At 45.3% G+C, this 22,941-nt stretch carries 22 protein-coding genes and 1 other annotated feature; all 22 genes read left to right on the plus strand.

The annotated features are described in order from the left end of the window. Positions 1 to 26: 26 nt before the first annotated feature. The 22 genes from gltX (at position 27) to fusA (ending at position 22,885) form a co-directional block, all read left to right on the plus strand. Positions 27 to 1,499: a glutamate--tRNA ligase gene (gene gltX / locus AC1DM9_RS31660; RefSeq protein WP_477583993.1), complete on the plus strand. Its 1,473-nt coding sequence runs from the start codon at positions 27 to 29 to the stop codon at positions 1,497 to 1,499. Positions 1,500 to 2,006: 507 nt separating this feature from the next. Then, positions 2,007 to 2,669 (plus strand): serine O-acetyltransferase, encoded by a 663-nt coding sequence (gene cysE / locus AC1DM9_RS31665; protein ID WP_477512332.1) that lies wholly within the window; start codon positions 2,007 to 2,009, stop codon positions 2,667 to 2,669. Next, entirely contained in the window at positions 2,666 to 4,108 is a 1,443-nt protein-coding gene (cysS, locus tag AC1DM9_RS31670) for a cysteine--tRNA ligase (RefSeq protein ID WP_441885595.1), read from the plus strand. Before cysE ends, cysS begins: the two co-directional genes overlap by 4 nt. Next, positions 4,105 to 4,530, plus strand: coding sequence for a Mini-ribonuclease 3 (locus AC1DM9_RS31675; RefSeq protein ID WP_076271443.1), 426 nt, complete (start codon positions 4,105 to 4,107; stop codon positions 4,528 to 4,530). Before cysS ends, AC1DM9_RS31675 begins: the two co-directional genes overlap by 4 nt. Positions 4,531 to 4,580: 50 nt before the next feature. Beyond that, positions 4,581 to 5,342, plus strand: coding sequence for a 23S rRNA (guanosine(2251)-2'-O)-methyltransferase RlmB (gene rlmB, locus AC1DM9_RS31680; protein WP_076271442.1), 762 nt, complete (start codon positions 4,581 to 4,583; stop codon positions 5,340 to 5,342). Positions 5,343 to 5,345: 3 nt separating this feature from the next. Next, positions 5,346 to 5,870, plus strand: a complete 525-nt coding sequence (locus AC1DM9_RS31685; protein ID WP_477512334.1) for an NYN domain-containing protein — start codon at positions 5,346 to 5,348, stop codon at positions 5,868 to 5,870. A gap of 299 nt (positions 5,871 to 6,169) precedes the next feature. Beyond that, a complete protein-coding gene (sigH, locus tag AC1DM9_RS31690) occupies positions 6,170 to 6,820 on the plus strand; it encodes an RNA polymerase sporulation sigma factor SigH (RefSeq protein WP_053373882.1) in 651 nt (216 codons plus the stop codon). Between the two features lie 314 nt (positions 6,821 to 7,134). Then, on the plus strand, positions 7,135 to 7,284 hold the full coding sequence (gene rpmG / locus AC1DM9_RS31695; protein WP_015847242.1) for a 50S ribosomal protein L33: 150 nt from the start codon (positions 7,135 to 7,137) through the stop codon (positions 7,282 to 7,284). Between the two features lie 18 nt (positions 7,285 to 7,302). Continuing rightward, on the plus strand, positions 7,303 to 7,512 hold the full coding sequence (gene secE, locus AC1DM9_RS31700; RefSeq protein WP_053373883.1) for a preprotein translocase subunit SecE: 210 nt from the start codon (positions 7,303 to 7,305) through the stop codon (positions 7,510 to 7,512). Positions 7,513 to 7,536: 24 nt separating this feature from the next. Beyond that, on the plus strand, positions 7,537 to 8,070 hold the full coding sequence (gene nusG, locus AC1DM9_RS31705) for a transcription termination/antitermination protein NusG (RefSeq protein WP_054025341.1): 534 nt from the start codon (positions 7,537 to 7,539) through the stop codon (positions 8,068 to 8,070). Between the two features lie 121 nt (positions 8,071 to 8,191). After that, positions 8,192 to 8,617: a 50S ribosomal protein L11 gene (gene rplK, locus AC1DM9_RS31710; protein WP_054025340.1), complete on the plus strand. Its 426-nt coding sequence runs from the start codon at positions 8,192 to 8,194 to the stop codon at positions 8,615 to 8,617. Positions 8,618 to 8,718: 101 nt separating this feature from the next. Continuing rightward, the gene (rplA, locus tag AC1DM9_RS31715; RefSeq protein WP_076271440.1) at positions 8,719 to 9,411 is read left to right on the plus strand and encodes a 50S ribosomal protein L1; all 693 of its coding nucleotides are present in this window, start codon (positions 8,719 to 8,721) and stop codon (positions 9,409 to 9,411) included. 12 nt (positions 9,412 to 9,423) lie between these two features. After that, positions 9,424 to 9,589 (plus strand) — a sequence feature (ribosomal protein L10 leader region). A gap of 57 nt (positions 9,590 to 9,646) precedes the next feature. Continuing rightward, positions 9,647 to 10,150: a 50S ribosomal protein L10 gene (rplJ, locus tag AC1DM9_RS31720; RefSeq protein ID WP_054025338.1), complete on the plus strand. Its 504-nt coding sequence runs from the start codon at positions 9,647 to 9,649 to the stop codon at positions 10,148 to 10,150. 92 nt (positions 10,151 to 10,242) lie between these two features. Continuing rightward, positions 10,243 to 10,602, plus strand: coding sequence for a 50S ribosomal protein L7/L12 (gene rplL, locus AC1DM9_RS31725; protein WP_076271439.1), 360 nt, complete (start codon positions 10,243 to 10,245; stop codon positions 10,600 to 10,602). A gap of 92 nt (positions 10,603 to 10,694) precedes the next feature. Beyond that, the gene (locus AC1DM9_RS31730; RefSeq protein WP_441885604.1) at positions 10,695 to 10,823 is read left to right on the plus strand and encodes a hypothetical protein; all 129 of its coding nucleotides are present in this window, start codon (positions 10,695 to 10,697) and stop codon (positions 10,821 to 10,823) included. A 6-nt stretch (positions 10,824 to 10,829) separates the two neighbouring features. Next, entirely contained in the window at positions 10,830 to 11,429 is a 600-nt protein-coding gene (locus AC1DM9_RS31735) for a class I SAM-dependent methyltransferase (RefSeq protein ID WP_339205294.1), read from the plus strand. Between the two features lie 384 nt (positions 11,430 to 11,813). Continuing rightward, positions 11,814 to 15,365, plus strand: a complete 3,552-nt coding sequence (rpoB, locus tag AC1DM9_RS31740) for a DNA-directed RNA polymerase subunit beta (RefSeq protein WP_477583997.1) — start codon at positions 11,814 to 11,816, stop codon at positions 15,363 to 15,365. Between the two features lie 95 nt (positions 15,366 to 15,460). Further along, on the plus strand, positions 15,461 to 19,087 hold the full coding sequence (gene rpoC / locus AC1DM9_RS31745) for a DNA-directed RNA polymerase subunit beta' (RefSeq protein ID WP_441885610.1): 3,627 nt from the start codon (positions 15,461 to 15,463) through the stop codon (positions 19,085 to 19,087). A 222-nt stretch (positions 19,088 to 19,309) separates the two neighbouring features. Continuing rightward, entirely contained in the window at positions 19,310 to 19,564 is a 255-nt protein-coding gene (locus AC1DM9_RS31750) for a ribosomal L7Ae/L30e/S12e/Gadd45 family protein (protein WP_477583999.1), read from the plus strand. 256 nt (positions 19,565 to 19,820) lie between these two features. Beyond that, positions 19,821 to 20,243, plus strand: a complete 423-nt coding sequence (rpsL, locus tag AC1DM9_RS31755) for a 30S ribosomal protein S12 (RefSeq protein WP_441885615.1) — start codon at positions 19,821 to 19,823, stop codon at positions 20,241 to 20,243. A gap of 66 nt (positions 20,244 to 20,309) precedes the next feature. Further along, on the plus strand, positions 20,310 to 20,780 hold the full coding sequence (gene rpsG / locus AC1DM9_RS31760; RefSeq protein WP_028609662.1) for a 30S ribosomal protein S7: 471 nt from the start codon (positions 20,310 to 20,312) through the stop codon (positions 20,778 to 20,780). Between the two features lie 29 nt (positions 20,781 to 20,809). Further along, a complete protein-coding gene (gene fusA / locus AC1DM9_RS31765; protein WP_441885619.1) occupies positions 20,810 to 22,885 on the plus strand; it encodes an elongation factor G in 2,076 nt (691 codons plus the stop codon). Positions 22,886 to 22,941 lie beyond the last annotated feature (56 nt).

The raw sequence follows: 22,941 nt of genomic DNA on the forward strand, positions 1-22,941 counted from the left end.
CGCAAAACTTTTAGGAGGTTATTTATATGACTGCAGAAGTTCGTGTACGTTATGCCCCATCTCCAACGGGTCATTTACATATTGGTAATGCAAGAACGGCCTTATTCAATTATTTGTTCGCGAGAAACCAGGGCGGTAAATTTATTATTCGGATCGAAGATACGGATGTAAAGCGCAATGTTGAGGGCGGAGAAGAGAGCCAGCTTAAGTACTTGAAATGGCTGGGCATGGATTGGGATGAGAGCATCGATATTGGCGGCGGGTACGGACCTTACCGTCAGACTGAGCGTCTTGATATATACAACAAATACTGGCAGGAACTGCTTGATCGTGGTCTTGCTTATCGCTGCTACTGCTCGGAAGAGGAGCTTGAGAAGGAGCGGGAAGAGCAAACGGAGCGCGGCGAAACGCCTCGTTATTCCGGACGCCATCGCAATCTGACGGAAGAACAGCGCCAAGCATTCGAAGCGGAAGGACGTATTCCGAGTATTCGTTTCCGTGTACCGGAGAATCGGACTTATGCTTTTGACGATATCGTAAAAGGCTCAATCAGCTTCGATACAACAGAGATGGGCGATTTCGTCATCGTGAAGAAGGACGGTATCCCGACTTATAACTTCGCTGTAGTACTGGACGATTATTTGATGAAAATCAGTCACGTATTGCGTGGAGAAGACCATATATCGAATACGCCGCGCCAATTGATGATTTATGAAGCTTTTGGCTGGGAAGCTCCAAAATTCGGCCATATGACGCTAATTGTGAATGAGCAGCGCAAAAAACTAAGTAAACGAGATGAGTCCATCATTCAGTTTATTTCGCAGTATGACGATCTCGGTTATTTGCCGGAAGCGATGTTTAACTTTATTACATTGCTTGGATGGTCGCCTGAGGGTGAGCAGGAAATGTTTACTCGCGAAGAATTGGTTAATGTGTTTAATCCTGAACGTCTTAGCAAAAGCCCTGCCGTATTCGATACGCAGAAGCTTAGCTGGATGAACAATGAATATTTGAAAAAAGCGGACTTGAACCGCGTTGTTGATCTTTGCCTGCCACATTTGCAAAATGCGGGTCGTGTCGCTGCTGAACTTGATGCAGAAGGCAGAGCCTGGGTGACTGCGCTAGTAGCGCTGCATCAGGACAAACTGCGTTCCGCCTCAGAAATCGTTCCAATGACAGAGCTATTTTTCCGTGATACGGTAGAGGATGAAAGCGAAGCGGTAGAGGTTCTTGCCGAGGAGCAAGTGCCAACTGTTTTGCAGGCCTTCCTGTCAAAAATCGAAGCGGGAGAAACAGCCTTTGAAGTGGATGGCATCAAAGAGATGATCAAAGCTGTACAGAAGGAAACTGGATTTAAAGGCAAGCAGCTGTTCATGCCGATTCGTGCAGCCCTTACTGGACAAACGCATGGTCCTGATTTGAATCAATCGCTTGCTTTGCTAGGCAAAGATAAGGTTGCTGATCGTCTGCGTGCGCGTTTGGCAGGATCTTTAGCTTAATTCTTATAAATGAGAGTATGCATAATGCCCTTGTCACATTTTTGGGTATTCGGTATACTATGACTAATAAATGAATGAATCAAACGGCCATGAACAGGAGAAGTACGTTTGCTTGTGGATTCGCAGAGAGGACAACCGTCATTCGAGTCGGAGTCGCATCACCATGTGACTATGAGGAAACGTAATGGGGCTGCAAGTTGTCTGGTCCGCCGAACGGAAATATGCACCTGGGAGCTTTGTTCCGAGCTGTGTCAGCAGGTAATGCGCAATGATGAGGATGGCGGCGACGCTTAATCGGCTATATTGGCATATATTTGGCTGGACAGGGTAGGCAGCAACGTATCGTCTGCGTTAAAGACCTTAAGGTGAATAAACTTCAGCAAGGATAGCTGTCGAATTATTCAAGCAGAGTGGAACCGCGAGATCACACGCCTCTGCAGCATATTATGCTGCAGAGGCTTTTCTTTTATTAGAAATTTATGAGCGTAGGAAAAAGGAGCATTGTTTATGTTTCGTCATTTTCGATCGGACATACTAGCTGTTTTTGAGAATGATCCGGCTGCTCGCAGTCGCTTCGAGGTTATTTTCACCTATTCAGGTGTGCACGCTATTTGGGCGCATCGCATTGCCCATCCCTTATACCGTAGAGGTTGGTATACTACAGCGCGCTTGATCTCCCAGGTTAGCCGCTTTATGACTGGCATCGAAATTCATCCAGGTGCCCGTATCGGCGAGCGATTGTTTATCGATCATGGCATGGGTGTCGTCATTGGTGAAACCTGTGAGATTGGCGATGATGTCGTTATTTATCAGGGAGTAACTCTTGGCGGAACGGGTAAAGAAAAAGGGAAGCGTCACCCTACAATTGGCAATAATGTAGTTATTGGCTCAGGAGCGAAGGTGCTCGGCTCATTTCAAGTGGGCGAATTTTCTAACATAGGATCAAACGCGGTTGTACTCAGAGAGGTTCCTGCCAATTGTACGGTAGTTGGAAACCCGGGACGCGTGGTCAAAAGAAACGGCGAGCGTGTAGGCGATCGACTTGATCATACGAAGCTGCCCGATCCGGTCATCGAAATGTTCCGTACAATGCAGAAGGAAATAGACGAATTAAAATCCGAGCTCGATAAGCTTCGGAATCCTGTAGCTGGAGGAGAAATGCGAAAATGACAGTATCCATTTATAATACAGTATCGCGGCTAAAAGAGCCTTTTGTATCGCAAGAGCCAGGTAAGGTGAAAATGTACGTTTGCGGTCCAACCGTTTATGACTACATTCATATTGGAAACGCTCGTCCGGTTATTTTCTTTGACGTTGTTCGTCGTTATTTGGAGGACGTAGGTAATGAAGTTCAATATGTGGTTAACTTTACAGATGTCGATGATAAGCTGATTCGTAAAGCAGAACAGCTTGGTACGACAGTCCCTGAAGTAGCGGAGACGTTTATTGCGGCATTTTATGCAGATATCGAATCGCTGGGTGTTCATAAGGCGACACTTAATCCAAGGGTAACGGAGCATATTCCACAAATCGTTGCGTTTATTCAAGGCTTGATAGATAAAGGCTATGCTTATATGAGTGACGGAGACGTTTATTATCGTACGTCTGCATTCGCAGATTACGGCAAGCTCTCTCATCAGAATATTGAAGAGCTTCAATTCGGTATTCGAGTAGAGATTGGCGACCGCAAAGAGAATCAACAGGATTTTGTATTATGGAAAGGCGCTAAGCCGGGCGAAATCAAATGGGAAAGCCCTTTTGGCGATGGACGCCCAGGCTGGCATATCGAATGCTCGGCTATGGCTCGCGCATATCTTGGGGATACTCTTGATATCCATGGCGGCGGTCATGATTTGCAGTTTCCGCATCATGAATGCGAGGTTGCGCAATCTGAGGCGCTGACAGGCAAACCGCTGGCGAACTATTGGATGCATAACGGCTATATTCATATAAATAATGAGAAAATGTCCAAATCGCTTGGCAATGGCATTTCGGTGCATGAGCTGGTGAAGCGGGTTAAACCTCATGCGATTCGTTATTTTATGCTCTCTACACACTACCGCAGTCCACTCAACTTCAGTGATGACACGGTTGCACAAGCTGAGAACAGCGTAGAGCGGATTGCAAACAGTGCAGCGAATCTAAAGCATAGGCTTTCATCGTTTGAAGGCAAGCTAAATGAGGCGGCAGGCAGTGGCAACGGACTTGTCCCTTCTGGCGACGAAGCGCTGGATGCAAGACTAAAAGTGATTCATGAACAATTCCATGCCAAAATGAGCGATGATTTCAACACCCCTGATGCGATTACAACGGTGTTTGATTTGGTAGCTGAGGCTAATCAATATTTGAATCGTGCAGACGCCTCTGCTGAAGCGATTTATGCTTTGCTTACTTTGTTTGAGCGTATGGATGCTGTACTTGGCTTGCTGCCGCAGCAACAAGCGGACGCTGAACTGCTGGATGCGGATATCGAACAGCTTATAGTGGAGCGGACCGAAGCTCGCCAGTCCAAAAACTGGGCTAGAGCGGATGAAATTCGTGATTTGCTCATAGAGAAAAACATCGTCCTTGAGGATACACCGCAAGGTATCCGCTGGCGGCGTAAATGAGCGAGCATATCGATACGAACCGCTTGCTCTTTTACCCGCCGTCCAAGTCACCGCAGCTGATGAATCCGGTCGTTCTCGCTTATATGGGCGATGCTGTGTTTGAGCTTCTTGTAAGACAATATTTTATTTCGCTGCCGAATCAGAAATCGCATCACCTTCACCGTGAGGCAACAAAATTTGTTTCTGCCAAAGGACAAAAGAAAACATTGGATCTCTGGCAGCCGCATTTAACCGAGGAGGAGGCGGACATCGTCCGCCGAGGCCGCAATTCAAAATCGGGAGCGCCTCCCAAAAACGCTGATTTAGCTGATTATCGTCTAGCAACAGCGTTGGAGAGCTTGGTTGGATTTCTTTATTATGAAGGCCGAATCGAAAGAATACATGAACTATTTGCCATTGCAATAAAGAAGCATGAGAATTAACAAGGCTCATGAAGCTATTTTGTAAATGAAAAAATAAAGGAGGGTTACCGATGACAGAAGAAACGATTCAAGATCAAGATGAAATGATAGCCGGTAAACATCCTGTGTTGGAAGCACTGCGTTCCGGACGAGAAATTAATAAAATATGGATTGCTGACGGTGCTCAAAAAACGTTAACGCAGCCCATTGTAGCGGAAGCTAAGAAATCCGGTATCATCGTACAGTTTGTCGACAAGCGGAAGCTCGACAGCTTAGCCCCTGGAGTTACGCATCAGGGAGTTGTCGCTCAGGCAGCGGCTTTCGCTTATGTGGATGTTGAGGACATTCTGGAACGAGCAAAACAACGGGACGAGGTTCCATTTATTTTGCTATTGGATGAAATCGAAGATCCTCATAATTTGGGCTCTATATTGCGGACAGCGGAATGCACAGGCGTACATGGCGTTATCATTCCAAAACGTCGTGCAGCAGGGCTGACGGCTACGGTGCTTAAAACATCTGCGGGTGCTGCTGAGCATGTGCCGGTTGCACGCGTTACTAATTTGGCGCAAACGATCGATAGGCTGAAGGAAGCGGGCGTATGGGTAGCGGGAACCGATGTAAGTGCAAAGCAGGATGTTTATAAAATGAAATTCGACATGCCGCTGGTTGTCGTTATAGGCAACGAGAGTAAAGGCATGGGAAGACTGATTAAGGAGAAATGTGATTTTCTCGTTAAACTTCCTATGCTTGGTCAGTTGAACTCGCTAAATGCTTCCGTTGCAGCTGGTGTTCTTATGTATGAGGTCGTTCGGCAGCGCCGGAGCATTTAGGTTATGAACCGGCGCGACGATATTTTATTAGTCGACGGTTATAACATAATTGGCGCTTGGCCGGTACTCGAGAAGCTGAAGGAACATGATCTGGAAGAAGCGCGGGATAAATTGCTCGATTTAATGGCGGATTATCAAGGTTTTACAGGAATGAAAGTGTATGTTGTGTTTGATGCGCATCAGGTGCCTGGATTAGGCGCTACTTACAGGCACCACAGGCTGACTATCGTTTACACAAAAGAGAAGGAAACAGCTGATGAATGCATCGAGCGTTTATGCTCGGAGCTGTTCGTCAGACGCAGAAATATATATGTAGCCACTTCGGATTTGGTCGAGCAGCATGTGGCATTCGGTAAAGGTGCGCTTCGTGTATCGGCACGGGAATTGCTTATTGATATAGGCCAGAATCGCAAAAATATCGAGCAGACACTCCGTGAGGAACAGCCGGGAAAACGGAATTCAGTAGACGGCAGAATTAGTTTAGAGGTTCGAAGCCAGCTGGAGAAACTTCGGCGCGGAGAGAAATAAAAGATTGGAAAAGCGATAATCTTCAAATAGATTTAGAATGATTGACTCGGATCATTCCACTAAGTTACAAAATTCCCAGTATATCTGTGGTTGTCGGGGCTCAGATTGGTTGACGGTGTAAGGTTACATAATGTATACTGACTCTATTATTAGCGATAAGAACGTGTTGATTTTGTTCAGTATACATTCTTATCTTTCGACGTGAAACGCTGTTTGAGCTCAGACTTTGAGTTCAATCAGATAGGTTTGCGTGAATAAGAATCTAGCGGTGTACGCCTTGCAGGCCGGAGGGATAGTTCGTGAGTATCGACCTCAAAGAATGGAGTACGCTCGAGTATGACAGCAGTACGGACGAGGATATCGTCGAAGCGGTCCGCAATGGTGATAGCATAGCGTTGGAATATTTGATAAACAAGTATAAGAATTTTGTGAGAGCCAAAGCGCGCTCGTATTTTCTTATCGGTGCGGATCGTGAAGATATCGTGCAGGAGGGTATGATTGGTCTTTATAAGGCAATTCGAGATTTTAAAGGGGACAAGCTAGCAAGCTTCAAAGCCTTTGCTGAATTGTGTATAACCAGGCAAATTATTACCGCCATCAAAACAGCCACGCGTCAGAAACACATTCCGCTAAATTCCTACGTTTCGCTAGATAAGCCCATTTATGATGAAGATTCGGATCGCACACTGCTGGATGTCATTTGTGGTACGCGAGTATCTGATCCAGAAGAATTAATTATTAATCAAGAAGAATTCATTGGCCTTGAAGATAAGATGTCCGAAATATTAAGCGACCTTGAACGCAAGGTGCTTATGCTTTATTTGGATGGAAGGTCCTATCAGGAAATTGCTGTTGATTTGGATAGACATGTGAAATCTATCGACAACGCTCTTCAAAGGGTGAAACGCAAGCTCGAACGTTACTTGGAAGTCAGAGACATTAGCGGCTAGCCGCATTTATACGTAAATCATTTTTACGAGGACTGTCTTCCATCTGGCGGTGTCTAGGTGGAATATACGGTCCTTTTAGTTTTAAACGGACAAAAGTAGACTATACTGGTAGATACGAGACCGATGGCGCTTTTGTTTCCAATCATTCACAGGCTTAACACTTATCTTTTACATTGACATCAAAATTGCTGTATGATAAAGTGTTTAGGTAGGCCTAAAATCGAGGTTTTATTTCGTTTTGGCGTTGGAATCAATGAACTTTCATATAGAGCTTCATGATTCGTATTTTGTAGCAGTTCGGGAGGTGTAATTCAATGCGGGTAATTATCACGTTGGCATGCACAAACTGCAAACAGAGAAACTATGCGAGCAGCAAGAACAAACGCAATCACCCCGACCGCATCGAGTTGAAGAAGTTTTGCAAGTTCTGTAACGAGCAGACTCCTCATCGCGAGACGAGATAGTCAATTGGAGGTGTGAACGTGGCATTTTTGGCTAAACTAAAGCAAAGCTTTGGTACAACGTTTAGTTTTTTTGCCGACAGCTGGGCGGAACTTAAGAAGGTTCGCTGGCCAAGCCGTAAAGAGTTGACAAGCTATTCGATCGTGGTTTTGCTCACGATTACGCTTGTGACTATTTACTTCTGGCTTCTTGACATCGGGATCTCGTCTCTGGTTGAACTCATTGTTTAAGAAGGGTCCAAAGGTGGATTTGTGATGGAAAAAAGATGGTACGTCGTGCATACCTACTCAGGTTATGAGAACAAGGTGAAAGCCAATTTGGAACGCCGTGTTGAATCAATGGGCATGGAAGATAAGATTTTCCGTGTGCTTGTTCCTATGGAAGAAGAAGTGGTAGAGAAGGATGGTAAGAAGAAGACTGTCCAACGTAAGGTCTACCCCGGCTATGTTCTTGTGGAAATGGTTCAAACCGACGATTCATGGTACGTTGTTCGAAATACACCAGGTGTAACTGGATTCGTAGGATCAACAGGTTCCGGTTCAAAACCGATTCCTCTATTGCCAGATGAGGTTGAGCAAATACTCAAACACATGGGCATGGAAGAACCAAAACCGAAAATCGAGTTCGATTTGAAAGAAACGGTTCGCGTCAAAGTGGGTCCTTTCGCAGATTTTGTTGGTACAGTAGAAGAAATTTTGCTGGACAAAGCGAAGTTGAAGGTTCATGTAAACATGTTTGGCAGGGAGACCCCACTAGAGCTGGATTACACTCAAGTGGAAAAGATATAATATCTGGTTTCCGAACCCACTGGGTTAAACTAGTGGAGGTTTGGACGCGAAATAGCAATGCCCCCTTGCGGAGGCGGATGCTATTTACGCATGGAATAAAGGGTTAGGAGGTGTGTCAGGCATGGCAAAAAAGGTCATCAAGATGGTCAAATTGCAAGTTCCTGCAGGTAAAGCAAACCCAGCGCCGCCGATCGGTCCAGCACTTGGTCAAGCAGGCGTTAACATCATGGCGTTTTGTAAAGAGTTTAATGCTCGTACCGCAGATCAAGCAGGCTTGATTATTCCGGTTGTTATTACAGTATTTGAAGACCGTTCTTTCACTTTCGAAACAAAAACGCCGCCGGCAGCAGTATTGCTTCGCGTCGCAGCTGGTATCGAAAAAGGTTCAGGCGAACCGAACAAGAAAAAGGTCGCTACTGTAAAACGTGACAAAGTTCGCGAAATCGCTGAGCAAAAAATGCCGGATCTTAACGCAGCGTCTGTAGAATCAGCAATGCGTATGGTTGAAGGTACTGCTCGCAGCATGGGCGTAACTATTGTTGACTAATACCGCGAGGTAGCTTGCTTTGCGATAGCTTCGGCTTTCGCGAGTGGGAGGATCATCCCTAGGAGGATTTTCCGCTACAACCACATGAGGAGGAAATTACAATGGCTAAACAAGGTAAAAAATATGTAGAAGCTGCTAAGCTATTTGATAGCGAAGCAACTTACGAGCCTCTAGAAGCGATTGAGCTTGTTAAGAAGGCTGCAACAGCTAAATTCGACGAGTCCGTTGAAGTAGCAGTTCGTTTGGGTGTAGACCCACGTAAACAAGACCAAGCTGTTCGTGGCGTAGTTGTACTACCACACGGCACTGGTAAAACTAAACGCGTTCTCGTTTTCGCAAAAGGCGAAAAAGTGAAAGAAGCGGAAGCTGCGGGCGCTGATTTTGTCGGCGATGCAGACATGATCAACAAAATCCAACAAGGCTGGTTCGAATTCGACGTTTGCGTAGCAACGCCGGACATGATGGCTGAAGTTGGTAAACTTGGACGTATCCTTGGTGGTAAAGGCTTGATGCCGAACCCTAAAGCTGGTACAGTAACGTTTGACGTTGCTAAAGCCGTTCAAGAAATCAAAGCCGGTAAGATTGAATACCGTCTTGATAAAGCAGGTCAAATCCATGCGCCAATCGGTAAAGTATCTTTCGATGCTGAGAAACTCAACGAGAATCTCAAATCATTGATCGATGCACTTAATCGTGCTAAACCGGCTGCGTCAAAAGGTGTTTACCTGAAAAACATTGCCGTTTCTTCAACAATGGGCCCTGGCGCTCGTGTTTCTACAGCGGCTTACCGCTAAGAAGAACGGAACTAAATTCGAATACGCATACCGTAGACAGTAGGTGCCTTAAGGCTTAATTTCCTACCGAGGTGTTATGATAAAACGTTTGTAAGCAACATTCGATCCTTTAGGGTTGATGCGCGATAACGACATCATGGCCTTCGCAGTGTCTGCGAAGGCCTTTCTCATGCATCGAGGCGTGGAAAGCCCGTCGTAATTAACGGAATGTATACTATTACGGGAGGTGTACAGTTTGGCTAACGCAAATATCATCCAAGAGAAACAAGAGGCAGTTGCCGTAATCGCGGCAAAAATTGCTAATAGCTCAAGCACAGTAGTAGCTGACTATCGTGGATTGAACGTTGCTCAAGTAACTGAACTTCGGAAACAACTTCGTGAAGCAGGAATTGAATTCCAAGTTCTTAAAAACTCGCTCGTTCGTCGCGCAACTGAAGGTACGGATTATGTAGAATTGAACAACATTCTTACAGGTCCTACAGCAATTGCATTCGGTAAAGAAGACGCTGTTGCTCCAGCTAAAATTTTGAACGATTTCGCTAAGAAAAACGATGCTTTGAAACTTAAAGGCGGCGTTGTTGAAGGTAAAGTCGTATCTCAAGAAGAAATTAAAGCTCTTGCGGAACTTCCGTCCCGCGACGGTTTGCTCTCTATGCTCCTCAGCGTATTGCAAGCTCCAGTGCGCAACTTCGCGCTTGCAGTTAAAGCAGTCGGCGAGAAACAAGAAGCACAAGCTTAATTTTTTTCAAGAGTCCCTTATAGTAATGAACCGACGCAAGTCGGCTGTAGGATAAACCAAAAAAAATAAACCATATTCCCGGAGGTATAATCATGTCTAAAGAACAAATCTTAGAAGCGATTAAAGTTATGAACGTTCTTGAACTGAACGATCTTGTTAAAGCAATTGAAGAAGAATTCGGCGTAACTGCAGCAGCTCCAGTAGCAGCAGCAGGTGCTGGCGCAGCTGTAGAAGCTGAGCAAACTGAATTTGACGTTATCCTTAACGGCGCTGGCGCTTCAAAAATCAACGTAATCAAAGTTGTTCGCGAAATCACAGGTCTTGGCCTGAAAGAAGCGAAAGACTTGGTTGATAGCGCTCCTAAAGCAGTTAAAGAGAAAGTTGCTAAAGAAGAAGCAGAAGCTGTTGCAGCTAAGCTTACTGAAGCTGGCGCTTCCGTAGAAGTTAAGTAGTATTTCTTTCAATAAAATAAGCTGATCATGCGATTGAATGATGAATCGGCCGGCGAGCCCCTTGAAACGTCAGGTTTCAAGGGGCTCGTTGTATGTTGAAGGATAAGAATGTGCAAGTTTTTGGCTTGTACATTCTTATCCTTCAACGAGAATCGAGTATTTTTTCGCTGAAGCAAGGCGATATCAATATACTCGATGCAATATGGAATAGCGGGGAGTGATGAATAATGTCGAATCACTATTACTCACAGAGCCCAGATGTTAAGCATAATCGTCAAGTTCATGAAGCAATTCTCCGAGGCTTTTCTTTGAAGTTTATGACGGATGCCGGTGTATTCTCGAAATCAGGAGTTGATTACGGGAGTCAGGTATTGATCGATGCTTTGGAGCTGAATGCAAATGCAAACATTCTTGATGTTGGCTGTGGTTATGGTCCTATTGGATTAACATCAGCAAAACTCGCTGAGCATGGGCAAGTAACGATGATTGATATAAATGAAAGAGCGGTAGAGCTTTCGCGTGAGAACGCAAAGCTTAACCAGATATCTAATGTTACCGTTTTGCAAAGTGATCTATTTGAAGCAGTTAAGCAAATGAAGTTCGATGTCATCGTTACAAATCCGCCTATCAGGGCGGGGAAGTCAGTCGTTCATCGGATTTTTGAAGAAGGTTATGAATTGCTCGAACAAGGCGGCAGCATGTGGGTTGTCATACAGAAGAAGCAAGGGGCACCTTCGGCGAAAGCTAAATTAGAGTCATTATTTGCAGATGTAGAAGAAGTAACGAAGGATAAAGGCTACCGTATTTTCCGAGCTGTAAAAGCTTAGAAAATTAGAGAAAAATATGTTTAGAAAATATGTTTGAAAACTGAATAATATTTATTGACTTGACATTTGCGATATGGTAAGATTATAAAATGTCAGCATTAAATTGGGCTCGATCTCTTTAGTTAACTAAAATGTCAAGTGTAAATTTAAAGCGCGGAATGCATAAGTTTTACACATTTGACGTATAATGTTTACGTTTTGGGCAAAATTATTTGATATGAGACTGTCACGGCCGCGCTGTGATTAGTTAACTGCCGGAACATGCTCTTTTTTCGAACCATTCGATAAGGGCTTTTCTTTATTTGACTATATAGGCGGCTGGTTCGTCTATAGTGACGCAGTGATTATCGATGCTGTGATACAGACATGAGGGGTGAGGTTAAGTTGGCAGGACAACTTGTTCAGTATGGTCGGCGCGCGCGCAGAAGCTACGCCAGGATCAACGAGGTGCTGGAAGTCCCGAACCTGATTGAAATCCAACAAAAATCGTATGAGAAGTTTTTGGACAGCGACCTAATTGAGTTGTTCCAAGATATTTCTCCGATTTCGGACTTTACGGGCAATCTATCGCTTGAGTTTATCGACTATAGCTTGGGCGAACCGAAATATTCGGTCGATGAATCAAAAGAGCGCGATGTGACGTATGCAGCTCCTTTACGCGTTAAGGTGCGACTTTTCAATAAGGAAACTGGCGAAGTAAAGGAACAAGAAGTTTTCATGGGTGATTTCCCGCTTATGACAGAGACGGGCACGTTTATTATTAACGGAGCCGAGCGTGTCATAGTCAGCCAATTGGTTCGATCCCCGAGTGTGTACTTCAGCACGAAGGTCGATAAGAACGGGAAGAAAAACTACACAGCTACTGTTATTCCTAACCGTGGCGCTTGGCTAGAGCTTGAAACGGATGCTAAAGATATCATCTACGTTCGTATTGACCGGACCCGGAAAATACCGGTAACGGTACTTTTGCGTTCGCTTGGATTCGGTACTGACGCTGAGATTCTTGAACTGCTAGGCCATGATGAGTACATTCGCAACACGCTAGACAAAGATAACACGGATTCGACTGAAAAAGCGCTTATTGAAATTTATGAGCGTCTTCGTCCAGGCGAGCCTCCGACTTTGGATAATGCGAAGAGCTTGCTAGTTGCTCGTTTCTTTGATCCAAAACGTTATGACTTGGCCAACGTAGGCCGTTACAAAATAAACAAAAAACTTCACATCAAGAACCGTTTGTTTAATCAACGCCTTGCGGAAAATCTAATTGATCCTGCGACTGGCGAAATTATTGCTGAGTCCGGACAAATGATTGACCGCCGCTTGCTTGATGAAATTCTCGAGAAGCTTGAGAAGGATGTTGGTTTCAAAACGTATCATGTAGCTAATGGCGTTCTTGATGCTGATAGTATTCCACTACAAACGATCAGCGTATTCTCGCCATATGACGAAAGCAAAGTAATTAAAGTTATTGCGAATGGCATTATTGATAAATCCGTCAAGCATATCACGCCTGCGGACATCATTTCTTCCATTAACTACTTTATCAACTTGCTTCATGGCGTAGGCAGCACGGATGATATCGATCATCTGGGTAACCGTCGTCTGCGTTCTGTTGGCGAGCTGCTTCAAAACCAATTCCGTATCGGTCTGTCTCGTATGGAGCGCGTTGTGCGTGAGAGAATGTCCATTCAAGACGCGAATGCAATTACGCCGCAAGCGCTAATTAACATTCGTCCGGTTATTGCATCTATAAAAGAGTTCTTCGGCTCCTCGCAGCTGTCCCAGTTTATGGACCAAACGAATCCGCTTGCTGAATTGACGCATAAGCGTCGTTTGTCAGCACTTGGACCCGGCGGTTTGACTCGGGAACGCGCGGGCTTTGAAGTTCGTGACGTCCATCACTCCCACTATGGGCGGATGTGTCCGATCGAGACGCCAGAGGGACCGAATATCGGTTTGATCAACTCTTTGTCTTCCTTTGCTCGTATTAACGAATATGGCTTCATTGAAGCACCATATCGTTGGGTAGATCCGAAGACTGGAATTGTTACAGAACAAATCGCTTATCTGACAGCTGACGAGGAAGATAACTACGTAATCGCGCAAGCGAATGCGAAGCTGACTCCAGACGACAAGTTTGCAGAAGAGAATACGATCGTTCGTTACAATAAACAAGCCGACAACATTTTGACTATGCCTAGTGATCGCGTTGATTACATGGATGTATCGCCTAAACAGGTAGTATCTGTTGCGACAGCGTTAATTCCTTTCTTGGAAAACGATGACTCCAACCGTGCCCTCATGGGATCCAACATGCAACGTCAAGCGGTACCGCTTCTTATCCCTAGATCACCACTTGTTGGTACAGGTATGGAGCACAAGGCAGCGAAAGACTCAGGCGTTTGTATCGTAGCGAAGCATGACGGTATAATCGAACGTTCTTCCGCAAATGAAATCTGGCTTCGTCGCGTCGAGCAAATCGATGGCAAGCCGGTTACTGGTGACTTGGTAAAACATAAACTACACAAGTTTATGCGCTCTAACCAAGGAACGTGCATCAATCAACGCCCGCTTGTACGTAAAGGCGACGTTATTAAAAAAGGTGATATCCTTGCGGATGGTCCTTCCACTGAAAAAGGCGAATTGGCTCTTGGACGCAACGTCGTTGTTGCATTCATGACGTGGGAAGGCTACAACTATGAGGATGCGATCCTGCTAAGTGAAAAGCTAGTGAAAGAGGATGTTTATACATCCATTCACATCGAGGAATACGAGTCTGAGGCTCGTGATACGAAGCTTGGACCTGAAGAAATTACACGCGACATTCCAAATGTCGGTGAAGAAGCTCTTCGCAACCTAGATGAGCGCGGAATCATTCGTGTCGGAGCTGAAATCGGCGCTGGCGATATCCTAGTTGGTAAAGTAACGCCTAAGGGTGTAACAGAGCTAACTGCGGAAGAAAGATTGCTGCACGCTATCTTTGGTGAGAAGGCTCGTGAAGTGCGTGATACATCGCTACGCGTACCGCATGGTACAGACGGTATCGTTGTTGACGTTAAAGTATTTACGCGGGAGAATGGCGACGAATTGCCACCAGGCGTTAACCAGCTCGTTCGTGCTTATATTGCTCAAAAACGGAAAATATCCGAAGGCGACAAAATGGCCGGACGTCATGGTAACAAAGGGGTAATCGCTCGTATCATGCCTGAAGAAGATATGCCTTTCCTACCGGATGGCACACCTGTAGAAGTTGTTCTTAACCCGCTCGGCGTACCGTCGCGGATGAACATCGGTCAGGCGCTTGAAGTTCACTTGGGAATGGCTTGTAAGCATCTCGGCATCCACGCCGCAACGCCGGTATTTGACGGCGCGCGCGAGAATGACGTTTTCGATACGATGGAAGAAGCAGGCATGCAGCGTAACGGTAAAACCGTACTGTATGACGGACGGACAGGCGAGAATTTCGAACGTGAAGTTACAGTTGGGGTCATGTACATGATCAAACTGGCGCACATGGTCGACGATAAAATCCATGCCCGTTCCACTGGTCCTTACTCACTCGTTACACAACAGCCGCTCGGTGGTAAAGCACAGTTCGGTGGACAACGTTTCGGGGAGATGGAGGTATGGGCGCTTGAGGCATATGGCGCTGCGTACACGCTTCAAGAAATATTGACTGTTAAATCCGATGACGTGGTTGGTCGTGTGAAAACGTACGAATCCATTGTCAAAGGCGAAAACGTACCAGAACCAGGTGTTCCGGAATCGTTCAAAGTTTTGATCAAAGAGCTTCAAAGTTTGGGTATGGACGTTAAAATTCTATCCGAGAATGAAGAAGAGATCGAAATGAAGGAAATGGATGATGAAGACGAGGCAACGGGTGATAAGCTCAACCTCAATATAGAAGGTGCCGAGGTCGGCACTGCTACTGAATAAACTAGTTGCTGGATTCCGTCACATGGTCACGCGCCTATGACGGAATCTAGCTGATTAGATAGACATTGTCATACATGACGGAGGAGGGTTGCTCCTTGTTGGACGTGAACAACTTCGAGTATATGAAGATAGGTCTGGCATCGCCGGATAAAATTCGCTCGTGGTCCCGCGGAGAAGTTAAAAAGCCGGAGACGATCAACTATAGGACCTTAAAACCGGAGAAGGAAGGACTCTTCTGCGAGAAAATTTTTGGACCTACAAAAGACTGGGAATGTCATTGCGGTAAATACAAACGTGTACGCTATAAAGGTGTCGTTTGTGATCGCTGTGGCGTTGAAGTAACTCGCGCTAAAGTTCGCCGCGAACGTATGGGTCACATCGAGCTAGCAGCTCCAGTTTCTCATATTTGGTACTTCAAAGGGATTCCAAGCCGTATGGGCCTTGCACTTGATATGTCGCCTCGTTCGCTTGAGGAGATCATTTATTTTGCATCCTATGTCGTGACGGATCCAGGTGATACCCCACTTGAGAAGAAACAACTTCTATCGGAGAAAGAATACCGCAGCTACCGTGAGAAATACGGGTATGGATTCCATGCTGGTATGGGTGCCGAAGCTGTTAAAAAACTTTTGCAAGATATCGACGTTGACAAAGAATTGGAGCAATTGAAAGAAGAACTGCGTACTGCTCAAGGACAACGACGCAATCGTGCGATCAAACGTCTTGAAGTGGTAGAAGCATTCCGAAATTCCGGCAACGAACCGGAATGGATGATTCTAGACGTGCTTCCTGTCATCCCTCCTGAGCTTCGTCCGATGGTACAGCTTGATGGCGGTCGTTTTGCGACTTCTGACCTCAATGATTTGTATCGTCGTGTTATTAACCGTAACAACCGTCTGAAGCGTTTGCTTGATCTGGGCGCTCCTGATATTATCGTGCAAAATGAAAAACGGATGCTGCAAGAAGCGGTTGACGCATTGATCGATAACGGTCGTCGCGGTCGCCCTGTTACAGGTCCGGGTAACCGTCCGCTTAAATCCCTCAGCCATATGCTGAAAGGTAAGCAAGGACGTTTCCGTCAGAACTTGCTCGGTAAACGGGTTGACTATTCTGGTCGTTCGGTTATCGTAGTAGGTCCAAACCTCAAGATGTTCCAGTGCGGTCTTCCTAAGGAAATGGCACTAGAATTGTTCAAGCCTTTCGTTATGAAAGAGCTTGTTAATAAAGGCCTAGCACATAATATTAAGAGTGCGAAGCGCAAGGTTGAACGCGTAAGCCCTGAGGTATGGGATGTTCTTGAGGAAGTAATCAAGGAGCACCCAGTACTGCTTAACCGTGCCCCGACACTTCACAGACTAGGTATTCAAGCATTTGAGCCTATCTTGGTTGAAGGTCGCGCAATTAAGCTTCACCCACTCGTATGTACAGCTTACAACGCTGACTTCGACGGTGACCAAATGGCCGTTCACGTTCCGTTGTCTGCTGAAGCACAAGCGGAAGCACGTTTGCTTATGCTTGCATCAGGCAATATCCTTAACCCGAAAGACGGCAAACCGGTCGTTACTCCTTCACAGGATATGGTACTAGGAAGCTTCTACTTGACGATGGATAACAAAGAGGCTAAAGGCAGTGGTTCCGTATTTGGTACCATTAACGAAGCGATCTCTGCTTACCAACGTGGTATTGTTTCCTTGCACGCCAGAATTTTCATTCCGGTTCGTGTGCTTAAAAAAGTTAACTTCACCGAGCAGCAGCAAAACTCGTTACTCGTTACGACAGTTGGTAAAGTTATCTTCAACGAAATTTTCCCTGAAGATTTCCCTTATATCAACGAAGCAACGAAAACGAACCTATTGCACGGTACACCAGATAAATATTTCGTTTACGAAAAAGGCGCAGATCTTCCTAAATTCTTGGATGCAATCGAAACGCCTGGTGCGGTAGGTAAAGACTATCTTGCATTAGTTATTGCAGAATGTTTCCGCCAATACCACACTACGCTTACTGCGATGCTTCTTGACCGCATTAAGCAGCTTGGTTTCACTTACTCGACTAAGGCTGGTATTACGATCGGCGTGTCTGACGTTATCATCCCGAAAGAGAAAGACGAAATCATGAAGCGCTCCGATGAGAAGGTTGCTACCGTTATGAATCAATACCGTCGTGGTTTGATTACAAACGAAGAGCGTTATGACCGGATCATTACAATTTGGGGTAAATGTAAAGACGAGATCACCGAAGTTCTTATGAAATCGATGGATCGTTACAACAACATCATGCTCATGGTGGACTCCAAAGCACGGGGTAACAAATCTCAAATTACACAGCTTGGCGGTATGCGTGGTTTGATGGCCAATCCATCCGGTCGTATCATCGAGTTGCCAATTAAATCGAACTTCCGCGAGGGTCTTACAGTACTCGAGTACTTTATTTCTACTCACGGAGCGCGGAAAGGTCTTGCCGATACTGCCCTACGTACTGCCGATTCCGGTTACTTGACTCGTCGACTTGTTGACGTTGCACAAGACGTAATCGTACGTGAAGAAGATTGCGGTACCGATAAAGGCTTCTCTGTAAGCAAAATTCAAGACGGTAAAGAGGTTATTGAAGATCTTTATGACCGTATTGAAGGCCGCTATGCGTTTGAAACGGTTCGTAATCCAAAAACAGGCGAGATTATTGTTAACCGCAGTGAGTTGATTGACTCGAACAAAGCGGATGCAATTATCGACGCTGGCGTTGAAAAACTGCAAATTCGTTCCGTACTAAGCTGCCGTGCTCGTCATGGCGTATGTAAGATCTGTTACGGACGTAACCTTGCAACTGGTAAACATGTTGAGATTGGGGAAGCGGTAGGTATTATCGCAGCTCAATCCATCGGTGAGCCAGGAACACAGCTCACAATGCGTACGTTCCATACGGGCGGCGTTGCGGGAGACGATATCACACAAGGTTTGCCGCGTATCCAAGAGTTGTTTGAGGCGCGTAATCCGAAAGGTCAAGCGATTATTTCTGAGCTTGACGGTGTGGTTAAAGAAATCCGTGAAGCTAAGGACCGTCGTGAAATCGAGGTTCAAGGTGAAGCGGAATCGAAAGTGTATGCTGTTACCTATGGTTCGCGTATCCGCGTAACGCAAGGTCAACAAATCGAAGCCGGCGATGAGCTGACGGACGGTTCAATTGACCCTAAAGATATGCTGCGTATCAAAGGTATCCGTGGCGTTCAAAACTACATTTTGCAAGAAGTACAGCGCGTTTACCGAAATCAAGGGGTAGAAATCAATGACAAGCACGTTGAGGTCATGATTAAACAAATGCTCCGTAAAATTCGTATCGTAGATGCAGGCGGCACAACGTTGCTTCCTGGTGCGTTCGTTGATATTCATGAATATGAAGCTCAAAACCGCACTGCGATTTTCGCAGATCTCGAACCAGCTGTTGCAAAACCAGTTTTGCTCGGTATCACGAAGGCATCGCTTGAGACAGATTCGTTCTTGTCAGCAGCTTCCTTCCAAGAAACAACTCGTGTATTGACTGATGCAGCTATTAAAGGCAAAGTTGACCAGTTGCTTGGACTCAAGGAAAATGTTATTATCGGTAAGTTGATTCCAGCAGGTACTGGAATGGCCCGTTATCGTAACATTCGTTTTGCTGGACTTGAAGATGAAACAACTACTGCAGTTGAAGGCGAACTAGAAACAGAAGCTGTAACAGTCGACTAGTCGGCTTGAACAGATCATGTTCTTAAAACCGGATACTAACTAATATCGAAGGAGCGTCACATCTTCCGTTTCCTTGGAAGCGGAAGATGACCGCTCTTTTATATGTTTACAGTATGAAATTCATTTACAAAAAGTTTACAAGTGATTATCCTAGAAGGTTCTTGACACAAGCACATAGTAGGTGATATTATATCGAAGTGTGCCTAATTGTGTGTTCGCTGAATGGAAGAATTGAAGGTGATTATCATGCAATTCAAAGTCGGCGCGAAGCAAACGACGAAGATGCTCGAGCAACAAAGAGCCATTAAAGTCTATATCGCACGAGATGCAGATCCGCAGATGAAAGAGAAGATTGTTCATCTATGTGAGCGGGCGGGAGTTCCAATGAAATGGATCGACACGATGGTAGAGCTTGGGGAAACCTGCGGCATCGATGTTGGGGCCGCGATGGCAGCGCTCGTAACCGAAGAAGAATAACGCAATAGCCGTTTTTGTTAGTTGATTATTTAACGATGATTAGCTGGCGAGAACTTTTGTTTGTTCTTTTATGATCCGCCTGGATCTGTGGGCTTAATTTTAGGTAAAATGTCTACCATACATGCGTAAACAGCTAATGCCGCCTTTTGGTGGGAAGAGCCCGCTTACGCGAAAGAATATAAGTTGATTTATAAACAACTTCTTTATAAATGCTTATATTTTCAAAAGACATGAATATAGGGAAGGGGGTGGCAACATGCCAACTATTAACCAGCTAGTCCGTAAAGGACGCCAAGCGAAAGTCGTTAAATCGAAATCGCCGGCATTGCAAAAAGGTTTCAATGCATTGAAACGTGAAGCTACAAACATCAGCGCTCCTCAAAAACGCGGTGTGTGCACTCGTGTAGGTACAATGACTCCAAGGAAACCGAACTCCGCACTTCGTAAATATGCTCGTGTTCGTTTAACGAACCGCTTAGAAGTTACGGCTTACATTCCAGGTATCGGACACAACTTGCAAGAGCATAGCGTTGTTTTGATCCGTGGTGGTAAAGTAAAAGACTTAGCAGGAGTACGTTATCACATCGTTCGCGGTGCACTTGATACTGCAGGTGTAAACAACCGTATGCAAGCTCGTTCGAAATACGGTACGAAACGTCCGAAAGCTAAAAAATCATAATCATAACCTTAACAGGTTATTGAAATGCTAGAAATAGCAACTATTAGAAGAAAGGGGGACTTTCTCATGCCACGCAAAGGTCCTGTAACGAAACGCGATGTGCTTCCAGATCCGCTATATAATAGCAAACTGGTAACGCGCCTAATCAACCGCATTATGCTTGACGGTAAAAGAGGCGTTGCACAAACACTATTGTATGATGCTTTCAAACTGATTCAAGAACGCACGGGTAAAGATCCGATGGAAGTGTTCGAAGCTGCTTTGAAAAATATTATGCCTGTACTTGAGGTTAAAGCACGCCGTGTCGGCGGTGCAAACTATCAAGTGCCTATCGAAGTTAAACCAGAGCGCCGTACGGCACTTGGTCTCCGCTGGCTCGTGAACTACTCACGTAACCGCGGTGAGAAAACGATGGAAGAGCGTTTAGCTGCTGAAATCACAGATGCTTCCAATAACACTGGCGCAGCTGTTAAAAAGCGCGAAGATACTCACAAAATGGCTGAAGCAAACAAAGCGTTTGCTCACTACCGCTGGTAGAATTTTTACATTCGAGAGGAGACAATTTTATGGCAAGAGAGTTCTCCTTGAAAAATACGCGTAACATCGGGATTATGGCGCATATTGATGCTGGTAAAACAACAACTACTGAGCGTATCTTGTTCTTCACGGGCCGTACTCACAAAATCGGAGAGGTGCACGAAGGTGCAGCTACGATGGACTGGATGGAACAGGAACAAGAGCGCGGTATTACGATTACGTCTGCCGCGACAACTGCTCAATGGCATGGACACCGCATTAATATTATCGACACCCCGGGACACGTTGACTTCACTGTTGAAGTTGAACGTTCCCTACGCGTATTGGACGGGGCCGTTGGGGTTTTCAGTGCAAAAGAAGGCGTTGAGCCACAGTCTGAAACCGTATGGCGTCAGGCTGACCGTTACAACGTACCTCGGATTGCCTACGTAAATAAGATGGATATCATTGGTGCTGATTACCTAAACGTAATCAAAGACATGCGTGAGCGTCTAGGTGCCAATGCCGTAGCAATTCAAATTCCAATCGGCGCGGAAAGCGACTTTAAAGGTATTATCGATATCGTTGAACGTGTAGCTTATATCTACAAAGACGATACTGGTAAAGACCCTGAAAAAGTTGAAGTTCCAGCTGAGTATGTAGAGCAAGTAGATGCACTACGTACGGAATTGATTGAGAAAGTAGCAGAATTGGATGAAGAATTAACGATGAAATATTTGGAAGGTGAAGAAATCACTATTCCAGAAATTAAAGCAGCACTCCGTAAAGGTGTTTGCGAAGTTAAAATCTTCCCAGTTGTAGCTGGCTCCTCATACCGTAACAAAGGTGTTCAACCGATGTTGGATGCTGTTGTGGATTACCTGCCTTCACCTCTTGATGTACCAGCTATCAAAGGTACTCTTGAAGACGGTGAAGAAGGAGAACGTCCATCTTCAGACACAGAGCCTTTCGCGGCTTTGGCATTCAAAATCATGACTGACCCTTATGTTGGTAGACTTACTTTCTTCCGTGTGTATTCTGGTGTACTAAAATCCGGTTCGTATGTCCTTAACTCAACAAAAGGCAAACGTGAACGTATTGGACGTATTCTTCAAATGCACGCAAACAGCCGTCAAGAGATCACGGAAGTTTATTCCGGCGATATCGCTGCAGCTGTAGGTTTGAAAGATACGACTACTGGTGATACACTTTGTGATGAGAAGCACATCATCGTTCTTGAATCGATGAACTTCCCAGAGCCGGTTATCTCGGTTGCTATCGAACCAAAAACGAAAGCTGACCAAGACAAACTAGGTATCGCTATTTCCAAGCTTGCTGAAGAAGATCCTACTTTCCGTGCACATACGGATGAAGAAACAAACCAAACAATTATCTCTGGTATGGGTGAGCTTCACCTTGAGATCCTTGTTGACCGTATGTTCCGCGAATTCAAAGTTGAGACAAACGTTGGTAAACCACAAGTTGCTTACCGTGAAACGTTCCGTCAAGCTGCGAAGGTTGAAGGTAAGTTCGTTCGTCAGTCCGGTGGTAAAGGTCAATTCGGTCATTGTTGGGTTGAGTTTTCACCACTTGAGCCTGGTACAGGCTTCATATTCGAAAACAAAACAGTTGGTGGATCAATTCCTCGTGAATTTATCGCTCCAATCCAAGCTGGTATCGAAGAGTCAATGAAGAACGGTGTTGTAGCCGGCTTCCCGCTCGTTGATGTTAAAGCTGTTGTTGTTGACGGATCTTACCATGATGTTGACTCCTCGGAGATGGCGTTTAAAATTGCAGGTTCTATGGCGCTTAAAGCTGCCAAAGAAAAATGTAAGCCAGTTCTTCTTGAGCCAATCATGAAAGTTGAAGTTACTGTTCCAGAAGAGTACATGGGCGATGTTATGGGTATGCTTAACTCCCGTCGTGGTCGTATCGAAGGTATGGATACTCGTGCAGGTGCACAAATTATCCGCTCCAAGGTGCCTCTCTCCGAGATGTTTGGTTATTCCACTACACTACGTTCCGGTACACAAGGACGCGGCGTATTCTCCATGGAGCTTTCTCACTATGAAGAAGTTCCAAAATCAATCTCTGATGAGATTATTGCTAAAAACAAAGGCGAGTAATCGTTTTTGGACTAGCGCTCAACAAATTGCTTTTGCCGTCATTTTGGTTTGCTTGC

This window comes from Paenibacillus sp. 01T431, from assembly GCF_056398625.1.